Origin of the sequence: Streptomyces sp. NPDC007346 (assembly GCF_040703535.1) — a bacterium.
Classification (GTDB): Bacteria; Actinomycetota; Actinomycetes; order Streptomycetales; family Streptomycetaceae; genus Streptomyces.
Genome location: NZ_JBEYKR010000055.1, coordinates 20,814 through 42,393, shown reverse-complemented (window position 1 = coordinate 42,393; position 21,580 = coordinate 20,814). Strand labels below are relative to the sequence as shown.

Below are 21,580 nucleotides of genomic sequence, written 5' to 3'. Positions count from 1 at the left end.
TTCTTCCATTTCTCCTGCTTTGCATTGCTGGTGTTTTGTACATACATCCCCTTCCCCCCCCCCGGCCCCCCGGGCCCCCCCGGTGGGGGGCCCCCCGCTTCTTTTACGTTGCCCGCCGGATCCGCCGCGTCCGCTGCCCTGGGGCTCACGGGGCTCGCGGAAAGCCCACCGGAACGGCCCCGAACGCACACCGTGTGCCCAGGAGGAGCATCACGCGTCACCTACTGAGGGCGACGCGTGAGCAGGTGGGAAGCGGCGCGCGCACGCGGTGTCCGCCCACCGGTTACTTCCCGCTCCCCTCCGGGCCCGTGCGGTACCCTGGCGCCATGCGTGCCGTACGCCTTCTGCTTAGCGAGCCGCGCTGAACAGTTCCGACCGGTGAGAACGCCTGGTCGGAGTCAGCGCGGCGTCCCCTCCTGTGCGAGGGGATTTTTCGTTTCCCGGCAGATGACGATCGATGGAGCTTTGAGGATCATGAGCGAGACGAATTCCGCAGCCGAGACGGCCGCGCCGCACCGCTACACGGCGGCCATGGCCGCCGACATCGAGGCACGCTGGCAGGACTTCTGGGACGCCGAGGGGACGTACGAGGCACCGAACCCCACCGGAGACCTGGCGGGCGACCCGGAGCTGGCCGCCAAGCCCAAGAAGTTCGTGATGGACATGTTCCCCTACCCCTCGGGTGCGGGGCTGCACGTCGGACACCCGCTGGGCTACATCGCCACCGATGTCTACGCCCGCCACCAGCGGATGACCGGCCACAACGTGCTGCACACCCTGGGCTTCGACGCGTTCGGCCTGCCCGCCGAGCAGTACGCGGTCCAGACGGGCACCCACCCGCGGATCTCCACCGAGGCCAACATGGAGAACATGAAGGCCCAGCTGCGCCGGCTGGGCCTGGGCCACGACAACCGCCGCTCGTTCGCGACGATCGAGGCCGACTACTACAAGTGGACGCAGTGGATCTTCCTGCAGATCTTCAACTCCTGGTACGACACCGAGGCCGACCGGGCCCGCCCGATCGCCGAGCTGGTCGAGCAGTTCGAGAACGGCACGCGGGCGACCCCCGACGGCCGTGAGTGGAGCGCGCTGAACGCCGCCGAGCGCGCGGACCTGCTGGGCGAGTACCGCCTGGCGTACGCCTCGGACGCTCCCGTCAACTGGTCGCCGGGGCTGGGCACCGTACTGGCCAACGAGGAGGTCACCGCCGACGGCCGCTCCGAACGCGGCAACTTCCCCGTCTTCAAGGCCAAGCTGCGCCAGTGGAACATGCGCATCACCGCCTACGCCGACCGGCTGCTGAACGACCTGGACGGGCTGGACTGGCCCGAGGCCATCAAGCTGCAGCAGCGCAACTGGATCGGCCGCTCCGAGGGCGCCCGGGTCGAGTTCCCGGTCGACACCGCGGGCGGCATCACCGTCTTCACCACCCGCCAGGACACCCTGTTCGGCGCCACCTACATGGTGCTGGCGCCCGAGCACGACATGGTCGAGCGGATCATCCCGGCCGCCTGGCCCGAGGGCACCCACCCGGTGTGGACCGGCGGCCACGCGAGCCCGGCCGAGGCCGTCACCGCGTACCGCAAGCAGGCCGCCGCCAAGTCCGACGTCGAGCGGCAGGCCGAGGCCAAGGACAAGACCGGTGTCTTCACCGGCGCGTACGCGACCAACCCGGTCAGCGGCGAGAAGGTCCCCGTCTTCATCGCGGACTACGTCCTGATGGGGTACGGCACCGGCGCGATCATGGCCGTACCGGCGCACGACGCACGTGACTTCGCCTTCGCGCGCGCCTTCGAGCTGCCGATGCGCTGTGTCGTCCAGCCGTCCGACGACCGCGGGACCGACCCCTCCACATGGGACGACGCCTTCAGCTCGTACGACGCCAAGCTGGTCAACTCCGCCAACGAGGAGATCTCGCTGGACGGCCTGGGCGTCGTCGAGGCCAAGGCGCGGATCACCGAGTGGCTGCGGGAGCACGGCGTCGGTGAGGGCACCGTCAACTTCCGGCTGCGCGACTGGCTGTTCAGCCGTCAGCGCTACTGGGGCGAGCCCTTCCCGATCGTGTACGACGAGGAGGGCATCGCCCACCCGCTGCCCGAGTCGATGCTGCCGCTGGAGCTGCCGGAGGTCGAGGACTACTCGCCGCGCACCTTCGACCCGGAGGACGCGACCGCCCAGCCCGAGACCCCACTGTCGCGCAACGCGGACTGGGTCGACGTGACGCTGGACCTGGGCGACGGCGCCGGCCCGCGGAAGTACCGCCGCGAGACCAACACCATGCCCAACTGGGCCGGTTCCTGCTGGTACGAGCTGCGCTACCTGGACCCGACCAACGACCGGCAGCTGGTCGACCCGGCGATCGAGCAGTACTGGATGGGCCCGCGCGAGGGGCAGCCCACCGGCGGTGTCGACCTGTACGTCGGCGGCGCCGAGCACGCCGTGCTGCACCTGCTGTACGCGCGCTTCTGGTCCAAGGTGCTGTTCGACCTGGGCCACATCTCGTCGGCCGAGCCGTTCCACAAGCTGTACAACCAGGGCATGATCCAGGCCTTCGTCTACCGCGACAGCCGGGGCATCGCCGTCCCCGCCGCCGAGGTGGAGGAGCGCGACGGCGCCTTCTACTACGAGGGCGAGAAGGTCAGCCGCGTCCTGGGCAAGATGGGCAAGTCCCTGAAGAACGCGGTCACGCCGGACGAGATCTGCGCCGAGTACGGGGCGGACACCCTGCGCCTGTACGAGATGGCGATGGGACCCCTGGACGTGTCCCGCCCCTGGGACACGCGTGCCGTGGTCGGCCAGTACCGGCTGCTGCAGCGGCTGTGGCGCAACGTGGTCGACGAGGAGACCGGCGAGGTCACCGTCGTCGACACGGAGCCCGGTGAGGACACCCTGCGCGCCCTGCACAAGGCCATCGACGGGGTCGGCCAGGACCTGGCGGGGATGCGGTTCAACACCGCAATCGCCAAGATCACCGAGCTGAACAACCACCTGACGAAGGCGGGCGGCCCGCTGCCGCGGTCCGTGGCCGAGCGGCTGGTCCTGCTGATCGCCCCGCTGGCCCCGCACATCGCGGAGGAGCTGTGGCGCCGGCTGGGCCACCCCGAGTCCGTCGTCCACCAGGACTTCCCGGTGGCCGACCCGGCGTACGTCGTGGACGAGACCGTCACCTGCGTCGTCCAGATCAAGGGCAAGGTCCGGGCCCGCCTGGAGATCTCGCCCTCCATCACGGACGGGGAGCTGGAGGCGCTGGCCCTGGCGGACGCGGCGGTCGTCGCGGCGCTGGGCGGGGCCGGGATCCGCAAGGTGATCGTTCGGGCACCGAAACTGGTGAACATCGTCCCCGCGTGACCGCTCCCTTACGCGGTCAGGGCCATCCCCTACGGGCAGGTTGGGGGTTCCGAAGGAACCCTCGGCCTGCCCGTTCCGTTTACCGTGGAGGGGGCGACCGGTACCGGCAGCCGTATCGAGACACCGAGGGGCATCCATGACAGCCGCGATCACGATCCTGGCGCTGCTCTTCGTCGCATTCATCGCGTTGGGCGTCTACGCGACCGTGAAGGCTGTCGGCGCGGCCAAGCGAGGGGTGGACCGCACGATCACGCAGGCCCGGCGCACCGTGGAGGACACCACGCTCCGGGCCAAGAGCCTCGGCCAGACGGGTGTCGCGGGTGAGCTGGCCCAGCTCCGGCTCGCCCTGCGCACCTCGATGCGCGCCACCCAGGACGCCTTGCACGCCGGAGTGGCGGAGGACTCCTCGCTCGCGGAGTCCGTGGGCCTCTTCCGGCGGCTGAGCGCCCACGGTCTTGAGCTGGACGACGAGCTCAAGCGCCTGGAGCGCGAGCCGGACCGGGCGACGGTCGCCGGTCTGCTGCCGCAACTGAGGGAGCGCACGCAGCGGATCACGCACTCGGCGGACTCGCTGCGCTGGGCGGCCCGGGACCGCGCGCGCCAGTTCGCCGACGACGACCTGGACGCGCTGAACGCGCAGATCGACATCGAGGCGGGGGCCCTGCGGCACTGGACGGTGGAGGAGGGCCCGGGAGCCACCTCGCCCTCACAGCCGGGCGCCGGGACCGGGGCCGGGGCCGGTCGCGGCAGCACGGCGGGCGAGCCCTGGGGCGGACCGGCCCGCGAGGAGACCCCGCAGGCGATCACCCCGCCGGACCCGCGCCTGCGGACGAGGTACCCGTGGCAGAAGTCGGCCAGGCCGGAGACGACCAACTGACGGCAGGGCCCTGCGGCTGACAGCATGGCCTGCGGGCCCTGCGGCCCGAGCAACCGGTGTATCGGTGGCCGAGGGGATCGTTGGCCGAGGGTGACGGGACGCGCTCCGAAGTGACCACGAATGATCGCAGGGCCGGGGTCGGGCTCCCGCACTCCCACCTCGGCAGGTAACCTCCCGCTCATGTCCCGCCATGTCGCTATCGTCACTGATTCCACGGCCTACCTGCCGCGCCGGGCGATGGAACGGCACGGCATCACCGCGGTGCCGCTGACCGTCGTCCTGGGCGATCAGGCGTTGGAGGAGGGCACGGAGATCTCGGCCCGCTCGCTCGCCCTGGCCTTGCAGAAACGCCACTCCGTGACCACCTCCCGCCCCAGCCCCGAGGTCTTCGCCGAGACCTACCGGGCGGCGGCCGAGGGCGGGGCCGACGCGGTGGTCTCCTTGCACCTGTCGGCGGAGTTCTCGGGCACGTACGACGCCGCGCTGGTCGCGGCGGAGGGCGCTTCGATCCCGGTGCGCGTGGTGGACACGGGCATGGTCGCCATGGCCCTGGGTTTCTGCGCGCTCGCGGCGGCGGAGACCGCGGAGGCGGGCGGCAGCCCGGACGAGATCGTGGCGGCGGCGCAGAAGCGGGCCGCCGGGACGTCCGCTTATTTCTATGTCGACACTCTGGACTACCTTCGCCGGGGCGGCCGTATCGGCACGGCTCAGGCGCTGCTGGGGTCCGCGCTCGCGGTGAAGCCGATCCTCCAGCTCGACGGCGGCCGGATCGAGATGCTGGAGAAGGTGCGGACGGCGTCCAAGGCCATCGCCCGCCTGGAGGAGATCGTCGCCGATCGGGCCGGGGAGGCGACGGTGGACATCGCCGTCCATCACCTCGCCGCGCCGGACCGCGCGGAGCGCCTGGCCGAGCGGCTGCGGGAACGTGTGCCGGGGCTGGCCGACCTCCATGTCAGCGAGGTGGGCGCGGTGATCGGGGCACACACGGGGCCGGGGCTGCTCGGCGCGGTGGTCTCGCCGCGGTGACGGGGGCCGGCGGGCGGTGATGGCGTCCGGCGGGCGGTGACGGGGTGTCTACGGCGGCATTGACGGGGCGTTTGCTGTGACGTCGCAGCCCTCGGACGAGTGAGTGAGATATCCACAACTGGCCGGTTTTCCACAGGAATCGAGGCTGCTCAGCGGGTTCGGGCTGTTGTGCCTAACGTCGTGAGGCATGGCCCTTCGAACTTCTCGGGTGTCGATCCCTGACCCCTCGTCCGCCGCGTCCGCCGCCACTCTGCCCCCGACCTCTTCGCCCGCGCCTTCTCCGCCTCCGCCTTCGCCTTTCGCGCCCCTGCCTCCCGCTTCGGCTTCCGGTGGCGCCTCCACGGGAGCGGCGGCGGCTGCCGAGCGTGCCCCGGCGGCCGAGCCTCGGATGCGGCGCGGCCCCGGCAGCCGTCCGAGTGGCCGGGCGGGGCTTCGTCCCGGTGCGCGGCCCGGCGCCCGCCACGGCAGGCAGGGGTCCGCGCGCGGCCGTGCCGCCCTCGCTGCGGCGTCCGCGCGGCGCCGGGCGGACGCGCTGATGGCGGGTGGTCCGGGCTCGGGTGCGGTCGTTGAGCCAGGCCCGGATCAGCTTGTTGGTCCGGTCCCGCATGTGGTTGTGGAGCCGAGTCTGGGTGGGGTTGCTGGCCCGGACTCGCATGTGGTTGTCGAGCCGAATCCGGCTGGGGTTGTTGGTCCGGTCCCGCATGTGGCTGTGGAGCCGAGTCCGGGCGGGGTTGTTGGGCCCAGCCCGAACACGCGCCCCCTGCCCGACGACCGCGCGGGGGAGGGCGTACAGGCCTGGAAGGAGGAGCAGGCGGGTGGGTCCCTGCGGGGCGGAGGAGTCGTGGCGGGGCTCTGGGACCGGGTCCCCTTGTGGGTGCGGCTCAGGTGGGGGCTGGCACCACGGACGCTCGCGGCGCTGGCCCTGGTGCTGGTGGTGGCCGTCGCTCTCGCCGCCGTCCACTTCTGGTCCGCGCGCCCGCAAGGGGTGCGCGCCCCCGAGACGGTGGAGGCGGGGGCCTCCGCGGTGGCCGAGGACCCGTTACGGGCCACAGGCGCGGACCCGGTGCCGCGGCCGGCTGCCGGAGCACCGCCTTCCCCACCCCCGGAAGCGGCGGCCGGGCACATCGTCGTGGATGTCAGCGGCAAGGTGCACCGGCCGGGCGTCCAGCGCCTGCCGGCCGGTTCGAGGGTGGCGGACGCACTCCGGGCGGCGGGCGGCGTGCGCGCCGGGACCGATGTCACGGGCCTCAACCGGGCGCGCGTGCTCATGGACGGTGAGCAGGTCGCGGTGGGGGTGCCCCAGGCCCAGGCCGTCCTCGGAGCGATCGGCACGACCGGCGGGGCGGCGGGCGCACCGGTGACGGCCGGCCCGGCGGCGCCGATGAGCCTGAGCACGGCGACCAAGGAGCAGCTCGAAACCCTGCCGGGGGTCGGGCCCGTGCTGGCGCAGCACATCATCGACCACCGCACGGAGAGAGGCGGATTCCGGTCCGTCGACGAGCTCCGGCAGGTGAGCGGCATCGGTGACCGCCGGTTCGCCGACCTTCGACCGCTCGTGCAGCCGTGAGCAGCCCCGGGACGGGCGTGGCTGACCGGGATACGACCACCACCGCCACGCGTGGTGTGCCGGGAGCGGCCCGCGCACGGGAGGAGGGACCGGCGGATCTGCGACTCGTCCCGCCGGCACTGGCGGTCTGGGGGGCCGCGGCTCTCGCGCTGGGGCTGCCGGGACACTGGGTGGCAGCAGGGGTGGCGGTCTGTGCCGTTGCGGCGCTGGCTTTCCTGACAGCCGCGTCCACTGAGGGAAGGCGAGCAGCCGCGTCCGCCGGGCGCCGGCGGGCAGCCGCGTCCGCCGGAACCAGGTGGGCCGCCGCAGCGGCCGGAGGCAGGCCGACCGCTGCGGCGGCCGTGCTGCTCTGCGTGGCAGCGGGCGGAGCCACGGCCGGACTGCACGGCGCCGACGTGCGGCGAGGGCCCGTCCCCGGGCTGGCGCAGGAGCAGGCTCGGGTCGACGCCGAGGTGCGGGTGACCTCCGACCCCCGGCCGACCCGCCCCGGGGTGCGGGGCAGCCACAGCACCCCGGCCACGCTCCTGATCCACGCCGACATCACCGAGGTGGCCCAGCCCGGCGGCCACCGCACCCGGGTCCGTACGCCGGTGCTCCTCATGGTCTCGCCCGGGGACGACCGGGCCGGATGGCAGGAGCTCCTGCCATCCACCCGGCTCCGCCTCGCCGGCCGCCTCTCACCCCCCGCCCACGAGGGTGAGCGCCTGGCCGCCGTCCTGCGGGTGGACACCCAGGGGCCACCCCGGATCACCGGCCCCCCGACGGCGGTCCAGCGCGTGGCCGGGAAGCTGCGCTCCGGACTCCGGGAGGCGACGGACGGCCTCGACGCGGACGCACGGGCGCTGTTGCCGGGGCTGGTGGTCGGCGACACATCCAGGGTCTCGCCGGAACTCCACGACGCCTTCAGGGCCACCGACCTGACGCACCTGCTGGCCGTCTCCGGGGCGAACCTGTCGATCCTCCTCTTCCTCCTCATCGGCCCACCCGGGTCGGCGCTCAACAGTGAACGGCGCGGACTGGCACCGAAATTGGGCATCTCCCTGCGGGGGACCGCGTTGATCGGCGGGGTGCTGACGCTCGTGTTCATCGTCGTGTGCCGCCCGGAGCCGAGCGTCCTGCGCGCGGCGGCCTGCGGTCTGATCACCCTTCTCGCCATCGGGACCGGCCGCCGCAGGTCCCTGCTTCCGGCCCTGGCGGCGGCCGTCGTGCTCCTGGTGCTGTACGACCCCTGGCTGGCGCGGAGTTACGGGTTCCTGCTGTCGGTCCTGGCGACGGGGGCCCTGCTGACGCTCGCGCCGCGGTGGAGTGCGGCGCTGCAACGGCGGCGGGTTCCGGTGCGGCTCGCCGAGGTGCTGGCTGCGGCCGCCGCCGCGCAGGCGGTGTGCGCGCCCGTGGTGGTGGTCCTGGCCTCACGGGTGAGCCTGGTGGCGGTCCCGTGCAACCTGCTGGCGGAGTTCGCGGTCGCGCCCGCGACGGTGCTGGGGTTCGCGGCGCTGGCCGTCGCGCCGGTCGCCCCGCCGGTGGCCGAACTGCTGGCCCGGGTCGCGGGCTGGCCGGCCGGGTGGATCGCCGGGGTGGCCCGCACGGGGGCGGACCTCCCCGGGGCGCAGGCTCCCTGGCCCGGGGGCTGGGCCGGTGCGGCCCTCCTCGCGGTCCTCACGGTCCTGGCCGTGCTGCTCGCACCTCGGCTGATACGGCACCCCTGGCTCTGCGCGGCGGCCGCGCTGCTCCTGGTCCTCGTGGTGCTGCGGCCGGTCCCGCTGACCCGGATCGTGACCGGGTGGCCGCCGCCGGACTGGGCGTTCGCGCTGTGCGACGTCGGGCAGGGCGACGCGATGGTGCTCGCGGCCGGGGAGGGCGCGGGCGTGGTCGTGGACGCCGGCCCCGATCCCCGCTCGGTCGACCGCTGCCTGCGCGACCTCGGCGTCACCCGGGTGCCGCTGGTGGTCCTCACCCATTTCCACGCCGACCATGTGCGGGGACTGCCCGGCGTGCTGCGGGGCAGGGACGTGGGCGCGGTCCAGACGACGAGCCTCGACGAGCCGCCCCAGCAGGCCGCCTTCGTCCGGCGTACGGCGGCCGCGGCGCGGGTCACGACGGTGCGGGCGGTACCCGGTGAGCGACGCCGGGCGGGGCCCCTGGACTGGCGAGTCCTCTGGCCGCGCGACGGGCCCGGGGGAGCCGGGGCGGTGAAGGGGGCGGGCGGGCCGAACGACTCCAGCGTGACCCTGCACGTGCGGGCCGCGGGCGGACTGACGCTGCTGCTCCTCGGCGACCTCGAACCACCGGCCCAACGGGGGTTGCTGCACAGCACCGCCGGGCTGCCCCAGGTGGACGTCCTCAAGGTGGCCCACCACGGCTCCGGCTTCCAGGACGCGGGGCTGCTGGACCGGGTACGGCCGAGGCTGGCGCTCATCTCCTGCGGCGCGGACAACCCGTACGGGCACCCGTCGCCCCGGACCGTGGAGGCGCTCAGGGCCGCCGGGGCGCGGGTCCTGCGTACCGACACCGACGGGGCCATCGCGGTGACGGGCGCGGGCAAGGAGCTACGGGCGGTGGGCCGTTCATGACGGAGACCCACGACGAAAGGGGGACTTGTGGTGCGGGGAGCATCACGGGAACGGTTCGCGGCCGGCGGGCCAGCGGGCCGGCGAGCCAGCAGGCCCACCGGCTCCTCCGCCTCCCGAGGAGCCCGGCCCGGTCCGTACGCTACGGCTTCTCCAGCCACCCCTCGTACTCCGCGGCGAACTCGTCCAGCGCGGCCGGGTCCAGGCGCCCGGCCGGGTCCTCCACGACCACCAGCCACTGGGCGTCCTCGGCGTCGTCCTCACCGGCCAGGGCGTCCCGTACGAGCTGGGGTTCCTCGGCGACGCCGAAGCGGTCGGCCAGCTCCCCGGCCACCTCCTCCGCCGCGTCGCGGTCCGGCAGCACCAGTACATGTCTCACATCGCTCACCCGCCCATTCTCCGGTACGGGACGGGCCGCCGGTACAAGTGGGGCGGGCGGCGGGGGCCTCCGTGCGGGGGCAGCCGGGCGACGGGGAATCCGGGCTGTCAGTGGGTCATGGGATGCTGGATCGCGATGGCCACCAGGAAGAATTCCACCGACGACCCGCTCGCCCCCCTCACGCTCGCCGTGGGCCAGGAGGACCTCCTCCTGGACCGTGCGGTGCAGCAGGTGGTGGCGGCGGCCCGCGCTGCCGACGCCGATACGGACGTCCGTGACCTGACGTCGGACCAGTTGCAGCCGGGCACGCTCGCCGAGCTCACCAGCCCCTCGCTTTTCGCCGAGCGCAAGGTCGTGATCGTGCGCAACGCGCAGGACCTCGCGGCCGACATGGTCAAGGACGTCAAGGCGTATCTCGGTGCGCCGGCCGAGGAGATCACGCTCGTCCTGCTGCACGCGGGCGGAGCCAAGGGCAAGGGGCTCCTGGACGCGGCGCGCAAGGCCGGGGCGCGGGAGGTCGCCTGCCCGAAGACCACCAAGCCGGCCGAGCGGCTCTCCTTCGTACGGTCGGAGTTCCGGACGCACGGGCGGTCCGCGACCCCCGAGGCGTGCCAGGCGCTGGTCGACTCCATCGGCAGCGACCTGCGGGAGCTGGCCAGTGCGGTGTCCCAGCTGATCGCGGACGTCGAGGGGACGATCGACGAGGCGGTCGTCGGGCGGTACTACACGGGACGGGCCGAGGCGTCGTCGTTCACCGTCGCCGACCGGGCGGTCGAGGGGCGGGCGGCGGAGGCGCTGGAGGCGCTGCGGTGGTCGCTGTCGACCGGGGTCGCGCCCGTACTGATCACCAGTGCGCTGGCGCAGGGGGTGCGGGCGATCGGGAAGCTGTCCTCCGCGCGGGGCGGGCGGCCCGCCGACCTTGCCCGGGAGCTGGGGATGCCGCCGTGGAAGATCGACCGGGTGCGGCAGCAGATGCGGGGATGGACGCCGGACGGAGTCGCTCTGGCCCTGCGGGCCGTGGCTGCGGCGGACGCGGGGGTGAAGGGTGGCGGGGACGACCCCGAGTACGCCTTGGAGAAGGCCGTCGTCGCTGTGGCGCGGGCCGCGCGGGCGGGACGGTAGGCGTTCCCTCAGGGGTCACCGCCGGGTGCGGGGCCGTGTCGTCGCCGGTTCCGTCCTCAAACGCCGGACGGGCTGGATGCGACCCGAACGGGCTGGACGTCTCCCGGCCGGGCTGGACGTGCCCCGGCCGCCGTGCTGGACGTGCCCCGGCCGCCGGACTGGATGCGCCCCGGCCGGGCTGGACGCGTCCCGGTCGGGCTGGACGTGCCCCGGGCGGGTCGGGAGGGTCCCCGGACCAGCTGCCACGGCCACCACGTGCGGAAGCCCCGGGCGCCGATCTGGGGAGATCGGTGCCCGGGGCTTCCGGGTCACACTCTTGGTGCGCCGCACCCGCGTGGCGAACGCAGGTTCGGTGTGCGGCGCGGGGTGCCGGTCAGGGGCGGGAGAGAGGGCCCGTCGAGTCCGTTCCGGCGGTCACATCAGTGAGCTTCGGGAAGAAGCTCAGGCCTGCAGGGCGGCAACCTTGGACGCCAGCGCCGACTTCTTGTTGGCGGCGGAGTTCTTGTGGATGACACCCTTCGAGACAGCCTTGTCGAGCTGACGGGAGGCGTCGCGGACGGCCGTGGTGGCCTTCTCGACGTCACCGGCAGCGGCGGCCTCGCGGGCCTTGCGGATCGCGGTCTTGAGCGACGACTTGACGGCCTTGTTGCGCAGGCGCGCCTTCTCGTTGGTCTTGTTCCGCTTGATCTGGGACTTGATGTTCGCCACGAAAGAGCCTTTTCAGGTTCGTTGGATCTTCTAGGTGCGCCACGCCGCTGATGAGAGCCACGAGGCACAGCTGTCCACGGTAGCAGTCACCCTCCGACCGGCCCAAACCGGTCGCTGTCCCGCAGGCGTGGGACGATGGAGCTTACGTATCGATCCGACCGACGATCCGACCGACCCGACATCGACCCGAGACACGGCGTTCGGCGTCTCAAGAATCAGGACCCTGCGTGCCCGCGACTCCTTCCAACGTGCCCGAGCCGAGCCGTACCGACCCGGCGCTGATCCGCAATTTCTGCATCATCGCGCACATCGACCACGGCAAGTCGACCCTCGCCGACCGGATGCTTCAGCTGACCGGAGTGGTCGACCAGCGGCAGATGCGCGCTCAGTACCTCGACCGGATGGACATCGAGCGCGAGCGCGGCATCACCATCAAATCCCAGGCGGTCCGGCTGCCCTGGGCGCCCGACACGGGTGAGGACACGGGGGTCACCCACGTCCTCAACATGATCGACACCCCGGGCCACGTGGACTTCACCTACGAGGTCTCCCGTTCGCTCGCGGCCTGCGAGGGCACGGTCCTGCTGGTGGACGCCGCGCAGGGCATCGAGGCCCAGACGCTGGCCAACCTCTATCTCGCGATGGAGAACGACCTCACCATCGTCCCGGTGCTGAACAAGATCGACCTCCCCGCCGCGCAGCCGGAGAAGTTCTCCGAGGAGCTGGCCAACCTCATCGGCTGCCAGCCCGAGGACGTGCTGAAGGTCTCCGCCAAGACCGGTGTCGGCGTGGACGCGCTGCTCGACCGGGTCGTCCGTGACGTACCGGCCCCGGTCGGCGTCGCGGACGCCGCCGCCCGCGCGATGATCTTCGACTCGGTCTACGACGCGTACCGCGGTGTCGTCACCTACGTCCGTGTCATCGACGGACAGCTCAACAAGCGCGAGCGCATCCGGATGATGTCGACCGGCGCCACCCACGAGCTGCTGGAGATCGGGGTGTCCTCCCCGGAGATGACCCCGGCCGACGGCATCGGCGTGGGCGAGGTCGGTTACATCATCACCGGCGTGAAGGACGTGCGGCAGTCCAAGGTCGGTGACACGATCACCTCGCTGCACAACGGGGCGACCGAGGCGCTGGGCGGCTACAAGGAGCCCAAGCCGATGGTGTTCTCGGGGCTCTACCCGCTGGACGGATCGGACTACCCGGACCTGCGTGAGGCGCTGGACAAGCTCCAGCTCAACGACGCCGCCCTGGTCTACGAGCCGGAGACCTCCGCCGCGCTCGGCTTCGGCTTCCGCGTCGGCTTCCTCGGCCTGCTCCACCTGGACGTGGTCCGTGAGCGGCTGGAGCGCGAGTTCGGCCTCGACCTGATCGCGACCGCCCCCAACGTGGTCTACCGGGTCGAGATGGAGGACGGCACCGAGCACGTCGTCACCAACCCGAGCGAGTTCCCCGAGGGCAAGATCGACAAGGTGCACGAGCCGGTCGTCCGCGCCACGGTGCTGGCCCCGAGCGAGTTCATCGGCGCGATCATGGAGCTCTGCCAGAACCGGCGCGGCACCCTGCTCGGCATGGACTACCTCTCCGAGGACCGGGTCGAGATCCGCTACACGCTGCCGCTCGCCGAGATCGTCTTCGACTTCTTCGACCAGCTGAAGTCCAAGACCCGCGGTTACGCCTCCCTCGACTACGAGCCCACCGGCGAGCAGTCGGCCCAGCTCGTCAAGGTCGACATCCTGCTCCACGGCGACAAGGTGGACGCGTTCTCCGCGGTCACCCACAAGGACAAGGCGTACGCGTACGGCGTCCGGCTCGTCGCCAAGCTCCAGAAGCTCATCCCGCGGCAGAACTTCGAGGTGCCGATCCAGGCCGCCATCGGCGCCCGGGTCATCGCCCGGGAGACGGTCCGCGCCATCCGCAAGGACGTCCTCGCCAAGTGCTACGGCGGTGACATCTCCCGTAAGCGGAAGCTGCTGGAGAAGCAGAAGGAGGGCAAGAAGCGGATGAAGATGGTCGGCAACGTGGAGGTCCCGCAGGACGCCTTCATCTCGGTGCTGTCGACCGACGAGTCCGCCGGGGAGAGCAAGGGCAAGAAGTAGCCTCTTCCCGAGCCAGGCTTCCCCGCGGAGCCTGCCGGGCCTCCCGTGGAGCGTCGAAGGGCCCCCACCACCGCGGTACCGCGCGGTGACGGGGGCCCTTTCGTTATGAAAGCGGCGGCCCGTTGCCTCTTACGTGGGGGGCGAGCGCGTTCTACTCTGATCACGACTCGTTGGTTACTCGCCAGTTAAACAAGCCGAACAAGCAGGTTGCGCAGCAGGACAGCAGCAGTAGTCGCAGTATCAAAGAAGCCGGTCGTAGCAATGCCGCAGGCCCGGAGGACGTCGTGAGCGACACACAGACCTTGATCGATAACCGGCCGCCCTCCGTGGCGTCCCTCTTCATCGACCGCGTGGCGGCGACCCCGGACGGGGAGGCGTACCGCTACCCGGTCCCGTCGGCCTCGGGCGAGGGCCCCGACGACTGGAAGTCGCTGAGCTGGGGCCAGGCCGCGAAGCGGGTCTACGCGATCGCCGCCGGGCTGATCGCGCTCGGCGTGCAGCCGGAGGAGCGGGTCGCCCTCTCCTCCGCCACCCGGGTCGAGTGGATCCTCATCGACCTCGGCGTGATGTGCGCGGGCGCCGCGACCACCACGGTCTACCCCTCCACGAACGCCGAGGAGGCCGCCTTCATCCTGGCCGACTCCGAGAGCCGGATCCTCATCGCGGAGGACGCCGAGCAGCTCGCCAAGGCCCGGGAGCGCCGCGCCGAGCTGCCCGACCTCGCCCATGTCGTCGTCATCGACCCGGCCGGCGTCGAGCCCGCCGAGGGGGACCCCGAGGGCTGGATCATCACCCTCGCCGACCTGGAGGCCCAGGGCGAGGAGCTCCTCGCCAAGTCCCCGGACGCGGTCACCGAGCGGGTCTCCGCCATCACGGCCGACCAGCTCGCCACCCTCATCTACACCTCGGGCACCACGGGCCGCCCCAAGGGCGTACGGCTGCCGCACGACAGCTGGTCGTACATGGCCAAGGCCACCGTCTCGACCGGGCTGATCAACGCCGACGACGTGCAGTACCTCTGGCTGCCGCTCGCCCACGTCTTCGGCAAGGTCCTCACCTCGGGCCAGATCGAGGTCGGCCACGTCACCGCCGTCGACGGCCGCATCGACAAGATCATCGAGAACCTGCCGGTCGTCCGGCCGACCTACATGGCCGCCGTCCCCCGGATCTTCGAGAAGGTCTACAACGGGGTCGCCTCCAAGGCCCGCGCGGGCGGCGGCGCCAAGTACAAGATCTTCCTGTGGGCGGCCGGGGTCGCCCGCGAGTACGCCAAGGTCTCCCAGGACAACTTCCGCCGCACCGGCAAGTCCTCCGTCCCCTTCGCGCTCGGCGCCAAGCACAAGGTCGCCGACGCGCTCGTCTACTCCAAGATCCGCGAGGCCTTCGGCGGCCGGCTGCGCGCCTGCGTCTCCGGCTCCGCCGCCCTCGCCCCCGACATCGGCTACTTCTTCGCGGGCGCCGGTATCCACGTTCTGGAGGGCTACGGTCTCACCGAGACCAGCGCCGCCTCCTTCGTCAACCCGGGCGAGGCCTACCGCACCGGCACCGTCGGCAAGCCGCTCCCCGGCACCGAGGTGCGCATCGCGGACGACGGCGAGATCCTGCTGCGCGGCCCCGGCGTCATGCAGGGCTACCACAAGCTGCCCGACAAGACCGAAGAGGTCCTGGAGTCGGACGGCTGGTTCCGCACCGGTGACATCGGCGAGCTGTCGGCCGACGGCTATCTCCGCATCACCGACCGCAAGAAGGACCTGATCAAGACGTCGGGCGGCAAGTACATCGCCCCGGCCGAGGTCGAGGGCCAGTTCAAGGCGGTCTGCCCGTTCGTCTCCAACATCCTGGTGCACGGCGCGGACCGTAACTTCTGCACCGCGCTCATCGCGCTCGACGGCCCCACCATCCTGGGCTGGGCCGCCGAGAACGGCCTGGAGGGCAAGGAGTACGCGGACGTGGTCGCCGCCCCGCAGACCGTCGAGCTGATCGACGGGTACGTACAGCGCCTCAACGAGGGGCTCCAGCGCTGGCAGACCATCAAGAAGTTCCGCCTCCTGCCGCGCGACCTGGACGTCGAGCACGGTGAGCTGACCCCGAGCCTCAAGCTGAAGCGGCCGGTCGTCGAGCGGGAGTACCAGGAGCTGATCGACGAGATGTACGCGGGATCGCGCGAGGCGTAGCGCGAGCCGCCGCCCTGGAAGACCCGGCGTACGCGGGCGGGGTTGCCAAACGGGCGGGTTGCCGGACACCCAACTGTCCGGCGACCCCGCCCGCTGCCCGTTCTCCCTGCCCGTTCCCCCTGCGGGTTCCCGCTGCCCGTTCCCCTCGCCTGTTTCCCCGTCCGTTTCCGCTGTCCGATTCCCCTTGTCCGTTTTCCGTTGCGCTTCCCGAAGCCTTGCGTTCGAACCTGCTCGATTTTCTGCCTACTTCGGTAACTCGGTGCTTATGTGCGCGTCCGGTCTGTCACTCTGTCGGAGTCGTCGGACCGTAGGAGCCGCACCGTGGCACCCATCCCCTCGCAGTGGGACACCGTGCAGCGTCCCGGCACCACCCGTGCCGGGTACGCGCACGGCCCGCGCCTGGCCAGTCGCACCAGCCTGCCCGGAATACCTCTCTCCCCGTCCGCGGCCCGCCGGTTCGTGCGGGCGGCGCTCGCGGAGTGGACCGGGCTCGGGGTGCCCGCCGCCGTGGGCTTCAGCGACCGGCTCGCCGACGACGCGGTGACCGTCACCAACGAGCTGGTCACCAACGCCGTCGTGCACGCCGGGACCACCGTCGACCTGGTCCTCAGGCTGGCGGAGGAGAGCGCCGAGGAACCCGCGGCCGCCCTCGTCCTGGAGGTCACCGACCACCACCCGGCCCGCCCGGTGGGCGGCGACGAACCCAGGGCGGCAGGGGAGCCGGCCCGGCCGCCCGCCGAGCCGACGGCCGGCACGGACGGTACGGCCGGCACGGACGCGGAGGCCCCCGGCCCCGCCCCCACCGAGCCCCCCGTCCCCGCCGATCTGCCCGACCCCGCCGAGTACGGCCGGGGCCTCCAGCTCGTCGCCACCCTCGCCGAGTCCTGGGGCATCACCTACCGCACCGGCCTCAAGACCGTCTGGGCCCGCCTCCCCGTCGACGACTGGAGCGGCCCGACCGCCCCGCCCGACCGCGACTCCCTCCGCCGCGGCCTGCGCGCCGCCGAGATCCTCGCCCCCGCCGCCCGGCGCACCGAGCGCGACGACGCGGTCTGGGACAGCCGGGGCGCCCCGGCCTTCCTCGCCGAGGCGTCCGACCTGCTCGCCGGGCAGCTCGACGAGGACCTGGTGGCCGCCATAGCGGGCCAGCTGCTGGTGCCCCGCCTCGCGGACTGGTGTGCGATCTGGCTGGAGCCGGAGGGCGGGGGACCGGCGGCCGAACCCCGCCTGGCCCGGGTCTGGCACAGCGACGAGGACGGTACGGAGCCTCTGCGCACGGCCCTGGAGAGGGAGCCCCTCCGCCTTCCGGCCGACGTCGGCTCCGGGCCCGTATCCGTCCCCGTACCCTGGCCGGCCCCCCGAGCGGAGGAGGGCACCCCGGCCCCGCCCTCGAACCCGGGCGGCCGCGACGGCGCCGCGCTCGCCTTCCGGATCACGGCGGGCGGCCGGGCGCTCGGGACCGTCCTCGTCGGCCGGGAGGGCGTCGCCCAGGTCCCGGAAGCCGTCGCCTCGCTCATCGAGGACTTCGTACGCCGCCTCGGCCTCGCCGTCGGCGCCGCCCGCGCCTACACCCGGCAGGCCACCATCAGCCGCATCCTCCAGCGCGGCCTGCTCCCCAGCAAGGTCGCGGACATCCCCGGCGTCACCAGCGCCCTCGTGTACGAACCGAGCGACGACGGCGTGGTCGGCGGTGACTTCTACGACATCTTCCCCTGCCCCGGCGACCGCTGGTGCTTCGTCCTCGGCGACGTCCAGGGCTCCGGCCCCGAGGCCGCCGTCGTCACCGGCCTCGCCCGCCCCTGGCTCCGCCTGCTCTCCCGCGAGGGCTTCGGCGTCGGGGAGGTGCTGGACCGGCTCAACCGGCTGCTGCTCGACGACGCCATGGAGGCCGCCGAGGCCGCCGCCCTGATGGTCGCCGCCGCCGGGGGACAGGCGCTGCACGACGGCTCGCAGCCGCGGTTCCTCTCCCTGCTGTACGGGGAGGTCGTGCCGCTCCCCGGCGGAGGCGTCCGCTGCACGGTGGCCAGCGCCGGACACCCGCTGCCGCTGCTGCTGCGCCCCGACGGCTCGGTACGCCCGGCGGCCGAGCCGCAGGTGCTGCTCGGGGTCGTGGAGGACGTGGCGTACGAGAGCCAGACCTTCGACCTGGCGCCCGGGGACAGCCTGCTCTGCGTCACGGACGGGGTGACCGAGCGGCGGTCGGGCCCGCTGATGTTCGACGACGGGGACGGGCTGGCCCGGGTGCTGGCCGGGTGCGCCGGGCTGCCCGCCGAGGCGACGGCCGAGCGGATCCGGCGGGCGGTCCACGAGTTCGCCGAGCGGCCCCCGGACGACGATGTGGCGCTGCTGGTGCTGCACGCGGACTGAAGCACGTCGGCGAAAAGCGGCCCAGGTCCGGGGAACGTCCGCGGCGAGCGACAATGGACGGTATGCCTTCCGTACTGCCCGATGGTGAGCCCGTGCCCGACGACGGGGCGCTGCCCCGCCACGCCCTGGAAGGCGCAGCCGACCGCCCGCTCGGCTTCTACCTGCACGTCCCGTACTGCGCCACCCGCTGCGGCTACTGCGACTTCAACACCTACACCGCCACCGAGCTGCGCGGCTCCGGCGGCGCCCTGGCCTCCCGCGACAACTACGCCGCCCACCTGATCGAGGAGGTCCGCCAGGCCCGCAAGGTCCTCGGCGACGACCCCCGCCCCGTCCGTACGGTCTTCGTCGGCGGCGGCACGCCCACGCTGCTGCCCGCAGCGGACCTTGTACGGATGCTGGCAGCGATCCGGGAGGAGTTCGGGCTCGCGGACGACGCGGAGATCACCACCGAGGCGAACCCCGAGTCCGTCGACCCCGCCTACCTCTCCGCCCTGCGCGAGGGCGGTTTCAACCGGGTCTCCTTCGGCATGCAGAGCGCCAAGCAGCACGTCCTGAAGATCCTGGACCGCACCCACACCCCCGGCCGCCCCGAGGCCTGCGTCGCGGAGGCACGCGCTGCGGGCTTCGACCACGTCAACCTGGACCTGATCTACGGCACCCCCGGCGAGTCCGACGACGACTGGCGGGCCACCCTGGACGCGGCCATCGGCGCGGGTCCCGACCACGTCTCCGCGTACGCGCTCATCGTCGAGGAGGGCACCCAGCTCGCCCGCCGCATCCGGCGCGGCGAGATCCCCATGACCGACGACGACGCGCACGCCGACCGCTACCTGATCGCGGACGAGGCCTTCGCCGCCGCCGGCTTCGACTGGTACGAGGTCTCCAACTGGGCCACCACCGAGGCCGGCCGCTGCCTCCACAACGAGCTGTACTGGCGTGGCGCCGACTGGTGGGGCGCGGGCCCCGGCGCCCACAGCCACGTCGGCGGGGTCCGCTGGTGGAACGTGAAGCACCCCGGCGCGTACGCCCAGGCGCTCTCCGAGGGCCGTTCACCGGGAGCGGGCCGGGAGGTCCTGGCCGAGGAGGACCGCCGGGTCGAGCGCATCCTGCTGGAGCTCCGGCTCCGCGACGGCTGCCCGCTCGACCTGCTGAAAACCGACGGCCTCGCCGCCTCCCGCCGGGCCCTGACCGACGGCCTGCTGGAGCCGGAACCGTACGAGGAGGGCCGCGCGGTCCTCACCCTGCGCGGGCGGCTCCTGGCCGACGCGGTGGTGCGGGACCTGGTGGACTGAGGGCTGGGGGGCTGGGGGCTGGAGGCCCGCCCCCTGACGTGGCGGGCCTGCCCCCGTGACGTCACTCGGGAAGGGTCACGAAGTCGATCAGCTCCTCGACCCTCCCCAGGAGCTGCGGTTCCAGATCCTTGTAGCTGCGCACCTTGGACAGGATGTGCTGCCAGGCCGCGCCGGTGTTCTCCGGCCACCCCAGCGCCCGGCACACCCCCGTCTTCCAGTCCTGGCCGCGCGGCACCACCGGCCACGCGTCGATCCCCACCGACGACGGCTTCACGGCCTCCCACACGTCGATGTACGGGTGGCCCACCACCAGCACATGCGGGTCCGAGACCTGCGCGGCGATCCGGGACTCCTTGGAACCGGCCACCAGGTGGTCCACCAGCACCCCGAGCCGGGCGTCGGGCCCCGGGGAGAACTCGCCCACGATGGCCGGGAGGTCGTCGATGCCCTCCAGGTACTCCACCACCACACCCTCGATGCGCAGGTCGTCGCCCCACACCCGCTCGACCAGCTCCGCGTCGTGCCGGCCCTCCACGTAGATCCGCCCGGCCCGCGCCACCCGGGCCCGCGCACCGGGCACCGCCACCGAACCGGAGGCCGTACGGGTGGGACGCACAGGACCGCCCGGCCCAGGACGGACCAGCGTGACCACCTTGCCCTCCAGCAGGAAAGCGCGGGGCTCCATCGGGAAGACCCGGTGCTTGCCGAAGCGGTCCTCCAGGGTCACCGTGGGCCCCTGGGCCGTCTTCTCGCAGCGGATCACCGCCCCGCAGAAGCCGGTGGCGACCTCCTCCACGACCAGGTCGGGTTCGGCGGGGACCTCGGGCACGGGGGCGGACCTCTTCCACGGCGGGGTCAGGTCCGGCTGGTAGCTGCGCATGGGACGACGATAATTCGCTCCGCCCGTACGGGGATTCGCCCCCCGCACACGACACGCGGGCCCGGCGTACGCCCCCGGCTCGCCCCCCCAGCTCATCTCACCGCTTACTTCACCGCTCGCCCCCGGCTCACCCCACCCGAACCGCTCCGCCAGCCCCCGGCTCATCTCACCGCCTACCTCACCGTTCGCCCCCCGGCTCACCCCACCCCGAACCGCTCCGCCAGCGCCCCCCGCTGCGCCCGCACGAACGCCGCGTCCACCACCGCCCCGTGCCCTGGTACGTACACCGAGCCCTCGCCGCCCAGCTCCAGCAGCCGGTCCAGGGCGGCCGGCCAGCGGGAGGTGATCGCGTCCCGGCCCGCCTGCGGCTCACCGGACTCCTCCACCAGGTCCCCGCAGAGCACCACCGCGGGCTCCTCGTCCGTGCCCGGGACCAGCACCGCCAGGTCGTGGCCGCTGTGCCCCGGGCCCACGTCGGCCAGCAGCACCTGACGGCCGCCGCCCAGGTCGAGCGTCCACTCGCCGGTCACCTCGTGGTGCGGCACCACCAGCGTGTCCACCGCCCGGTGTGCCTCCTCCTCCGCGAGGCCGTGGCGCACCGCCGACCCGGTGAGCTCGTCCGCCGAGCGGCGCAGCAGGGCGCTGATGCCCACCGCTCCGTACACCTGGGCCCCGGCGAACGCCGCCGTGCCCAGCACATGATCGAAGTGCGGGTGGCTCAGTGCGATATGCGTCACCCTCCGGCCGAGCAGCGCCTCGGCCTGGCGGCGCAGCTCGACGCCCTCGCGCAGGGTCGAGCCGGTGTCGTACAGCAGCACACCGCCGGCCCCGGCCACCAGCGCGGCCGTGGCGTCCCAGCCCGGCAGGCGCCGCCGCCCGATACCGTGGCCCAACCGCTCCCAGCCGAAGTCTTCCCAAGAGACGTCCATGGGGCGACGCTATCGGCAATGTCCCGCCCGGTTCGGCGGAGGCATGACCGGTCGTTCTGCTCGGTTCGGCGGAGGCATGACCGGTCGTCCCGTACGGCTCGGCGGAGGCATGACCGGTCGCCCTTGCCCCGGCCCCACCCCACCCCCGTACACTGACCGATGGGTAACTGGCACTCGTACGCACCGAGTGCCAGACGAAGATCCGGAGACAGAGACCGGGGAACGACAGCTGGAGGTGT

General features: G+C 72.7%; 14 protein-coding genes. 10 read left to right on the top strand and 4 right to left on the bottom strand.

Features of this window, described 5'->3' with window-relative positions:
- Positions 1 to 474 precede the first annotated feature (474 nt).
- The 5 genes from leuS (at position 475) to AB0917_RS16880 (ending at position 9,388) form a co-directional block, all read left to right on the top strand.
- Entirely contained in the window at positions 475 to 3,348 is a 2,874-nt protein-coding gene (leuS, locus tag AB0917_RS16900; RefSeq protein ID WP_366820310.1) for a leucine--tRNA ligase, read from the top strand.
- Between the two features lie 136 nt (positions 3,349 to 3,484).
- Positions 3,485 to 4,225, top strand: coding sequence for a hypothetical protein (locus tag AB0917_RS16895; RefSeq protein WP_366820309.1), 741 nt, complete (start codon positions 3,485 to 3,487; stop codon positions 4,223 to 4,225).
- A gap of 180 nt (positions 4,226 to 4,405) precedes the next feature.
- Entirely contained in the window at positions 4,406 to 5,251 is an 846-nt protein-coding gene (locus AB0917_RS16890) for a DegV family protein (protein ID WP_366820308.1), read from the top strand.
- 703 nt (positions 5,252 to 5,954) lie between these two features.
- A complete protein-coding gene (locus AB0917_RS16885) occupies positions 5,955 to 6,818 on the top strand; it encodes a ComEA family DNA-binding protein (RefSeq protein WP_366820307.1) in 864 nt (287 codons plus the stop codon).
- 17 nt (positions 6,819 to 6,835) lie between these two features.
- Positions 6,836 to 9,388 (top strand): ComEC/Rec2 family competence protein, encoded by a 2,553-nt coding sequence (locus tag AB0917_RS16880; protein ID WP_366820306.1) that lies wholly within the window; start codon positions 6,836 to 6,838, stop codon positions 9,386 to 9,388.
- A 139-nt stretch (positions 9,389 to 9,527) separates the two neighbouring features.
- Here the strand turns inward: AB0917_RS16880 and AB0917_RS16875 are convergent, their stop codons facing one another.
- A complete protein-coding gene (locus AB0917_RS16875; protein ID WP_239475925.1) occupies positions 9,528 to 9,773 on the bottom strand; it encodes a hypothetical protein in 246 nt (81 codons plus the stop codon).
- 126 nt (positions 9,774 to 9,899) lie between these two features.
- On the opposite strand from AB0917_RS16875, the gene holA reads away from it, so the two are divergent.
- Complete coding sequence (holA, locus tag AB0917_RS16870) at positions 9,900 to 10,886, top strand: DNA polymerase III subunit delta (protein ID WP_366820305.1); 987 nt, start codon at positions 9,900 to 9,902, stop codon at positions 10,884 to 10,886.
- Positions 10,887 to 11,327: 441 nt separating this feature from the next.
- Here holA and rpsT read toward each other — a convergent pair whose 3' ends face one another.
- Positions 11,328 to 11,594 carry a 30S ribosomal protein S20 gene (gene rpsT, locus AB0917_RS16865; protein WP_103533584.1) on the bottom strand — a complete coding sequence of 89 codons (267 nt, stop codon included), beginning with the start codon at positions 11,592 to 11,594 and terminating at the stop codon, positions 11,328 to 11,330.
- A gap of 227 nt (positions 11,595 to 11,821) precedes the next feature.
- On the opposite strand from rpsT, the gene lepA reads away from it, so the two are divergent.
- The 4 genes from lepA (at position 11,822) to hemW (ending at position 19,532) form a co-directional block, all read left to right on the top strand.
- Positions 11,822 to 13,696 (top strand): translation elongation factor 4, encoded by a 1,875-nt coding sequence (gene lepA / locus AB0917_RS16860; protein WP_366820304.1) that lies wholly within the window; start codon positions 11,822 to 11,824, stop codon positions 13,694 to 13,696.
- A 284-nt stretch (positions 13,697 to 13,980) separates the two neighbouring features.
- Positions 13,981 to 15,870: a long-chain fatty acid--CoA ligase gene (locus tag AB0917_RS16855; RefSeq protein WP_366820303.1), complete on the top strand. Its 1,890-nt coding sequence runs from the start codon at positions 13,981 to 13,983 to the stop codon at positions 15,868 to 15,870.
- Positions 15,871 to 16,191: 321 nt separating this feature from the next.
- Entirely contained in the window at positions 16,192 to 18,237 is a 2,046-nt protein-coding gene (locus tag AB0917_RS16850; RefSeq protein ID WP_366820302.1) for an ATP-binding SpoIIE family protein phosphatase, read from the top strand.
- 53 nt (positions 18,238 to 18,290) lie between these two features.
- The gene (gene hemW / locus AB0917_RS16845; protein ID WP_366820301.1) at positions 18,291 to 19,532 is read left to right on the top strand and encodes a radical SAM family heme chaperone HemW; all 1,242 of its coding nucleotides are present in this window, start codon (positions 18,291 to 18,293) and stop codon (positions 19,530 to 19,532) included.
- Positions 19,533 to 19,593: 61 nt separating this feature from the next.
- Here the strand turns inward: hemW and AB0917_RS16840 are convergent, their stop codons facing one another.
- Complete coding sequence (locus tag AB0917_RS16840; RefSeq protein ID WP_366820300.1) at positions 19,594 to 20,412, bottom strand: DUF3097 domain-containing protein; 819 nt, start codon at positions 20,410 to 20,412, stop codon at positions 19,594 to 19,596.
- A 197-nt stretch (positions 20,413 to 20,609) separates the two neighbouring features.
- The gene (locus AB0917_RS16835) at positions 20,610 to 21,341 is read right to left on the bottom strand and encodes an MBL fold metallo-hydrolase (protein ID WP_366820299.1); all 732 of its coding nucleotides are present in this window, start codon (positions 21,339 to 21,341) and stop codon (positions 20,610 to 20,612) included.
- Between the last annotated feature and the right edge of the window lie 239 nt (positions 21,342 to 21,580).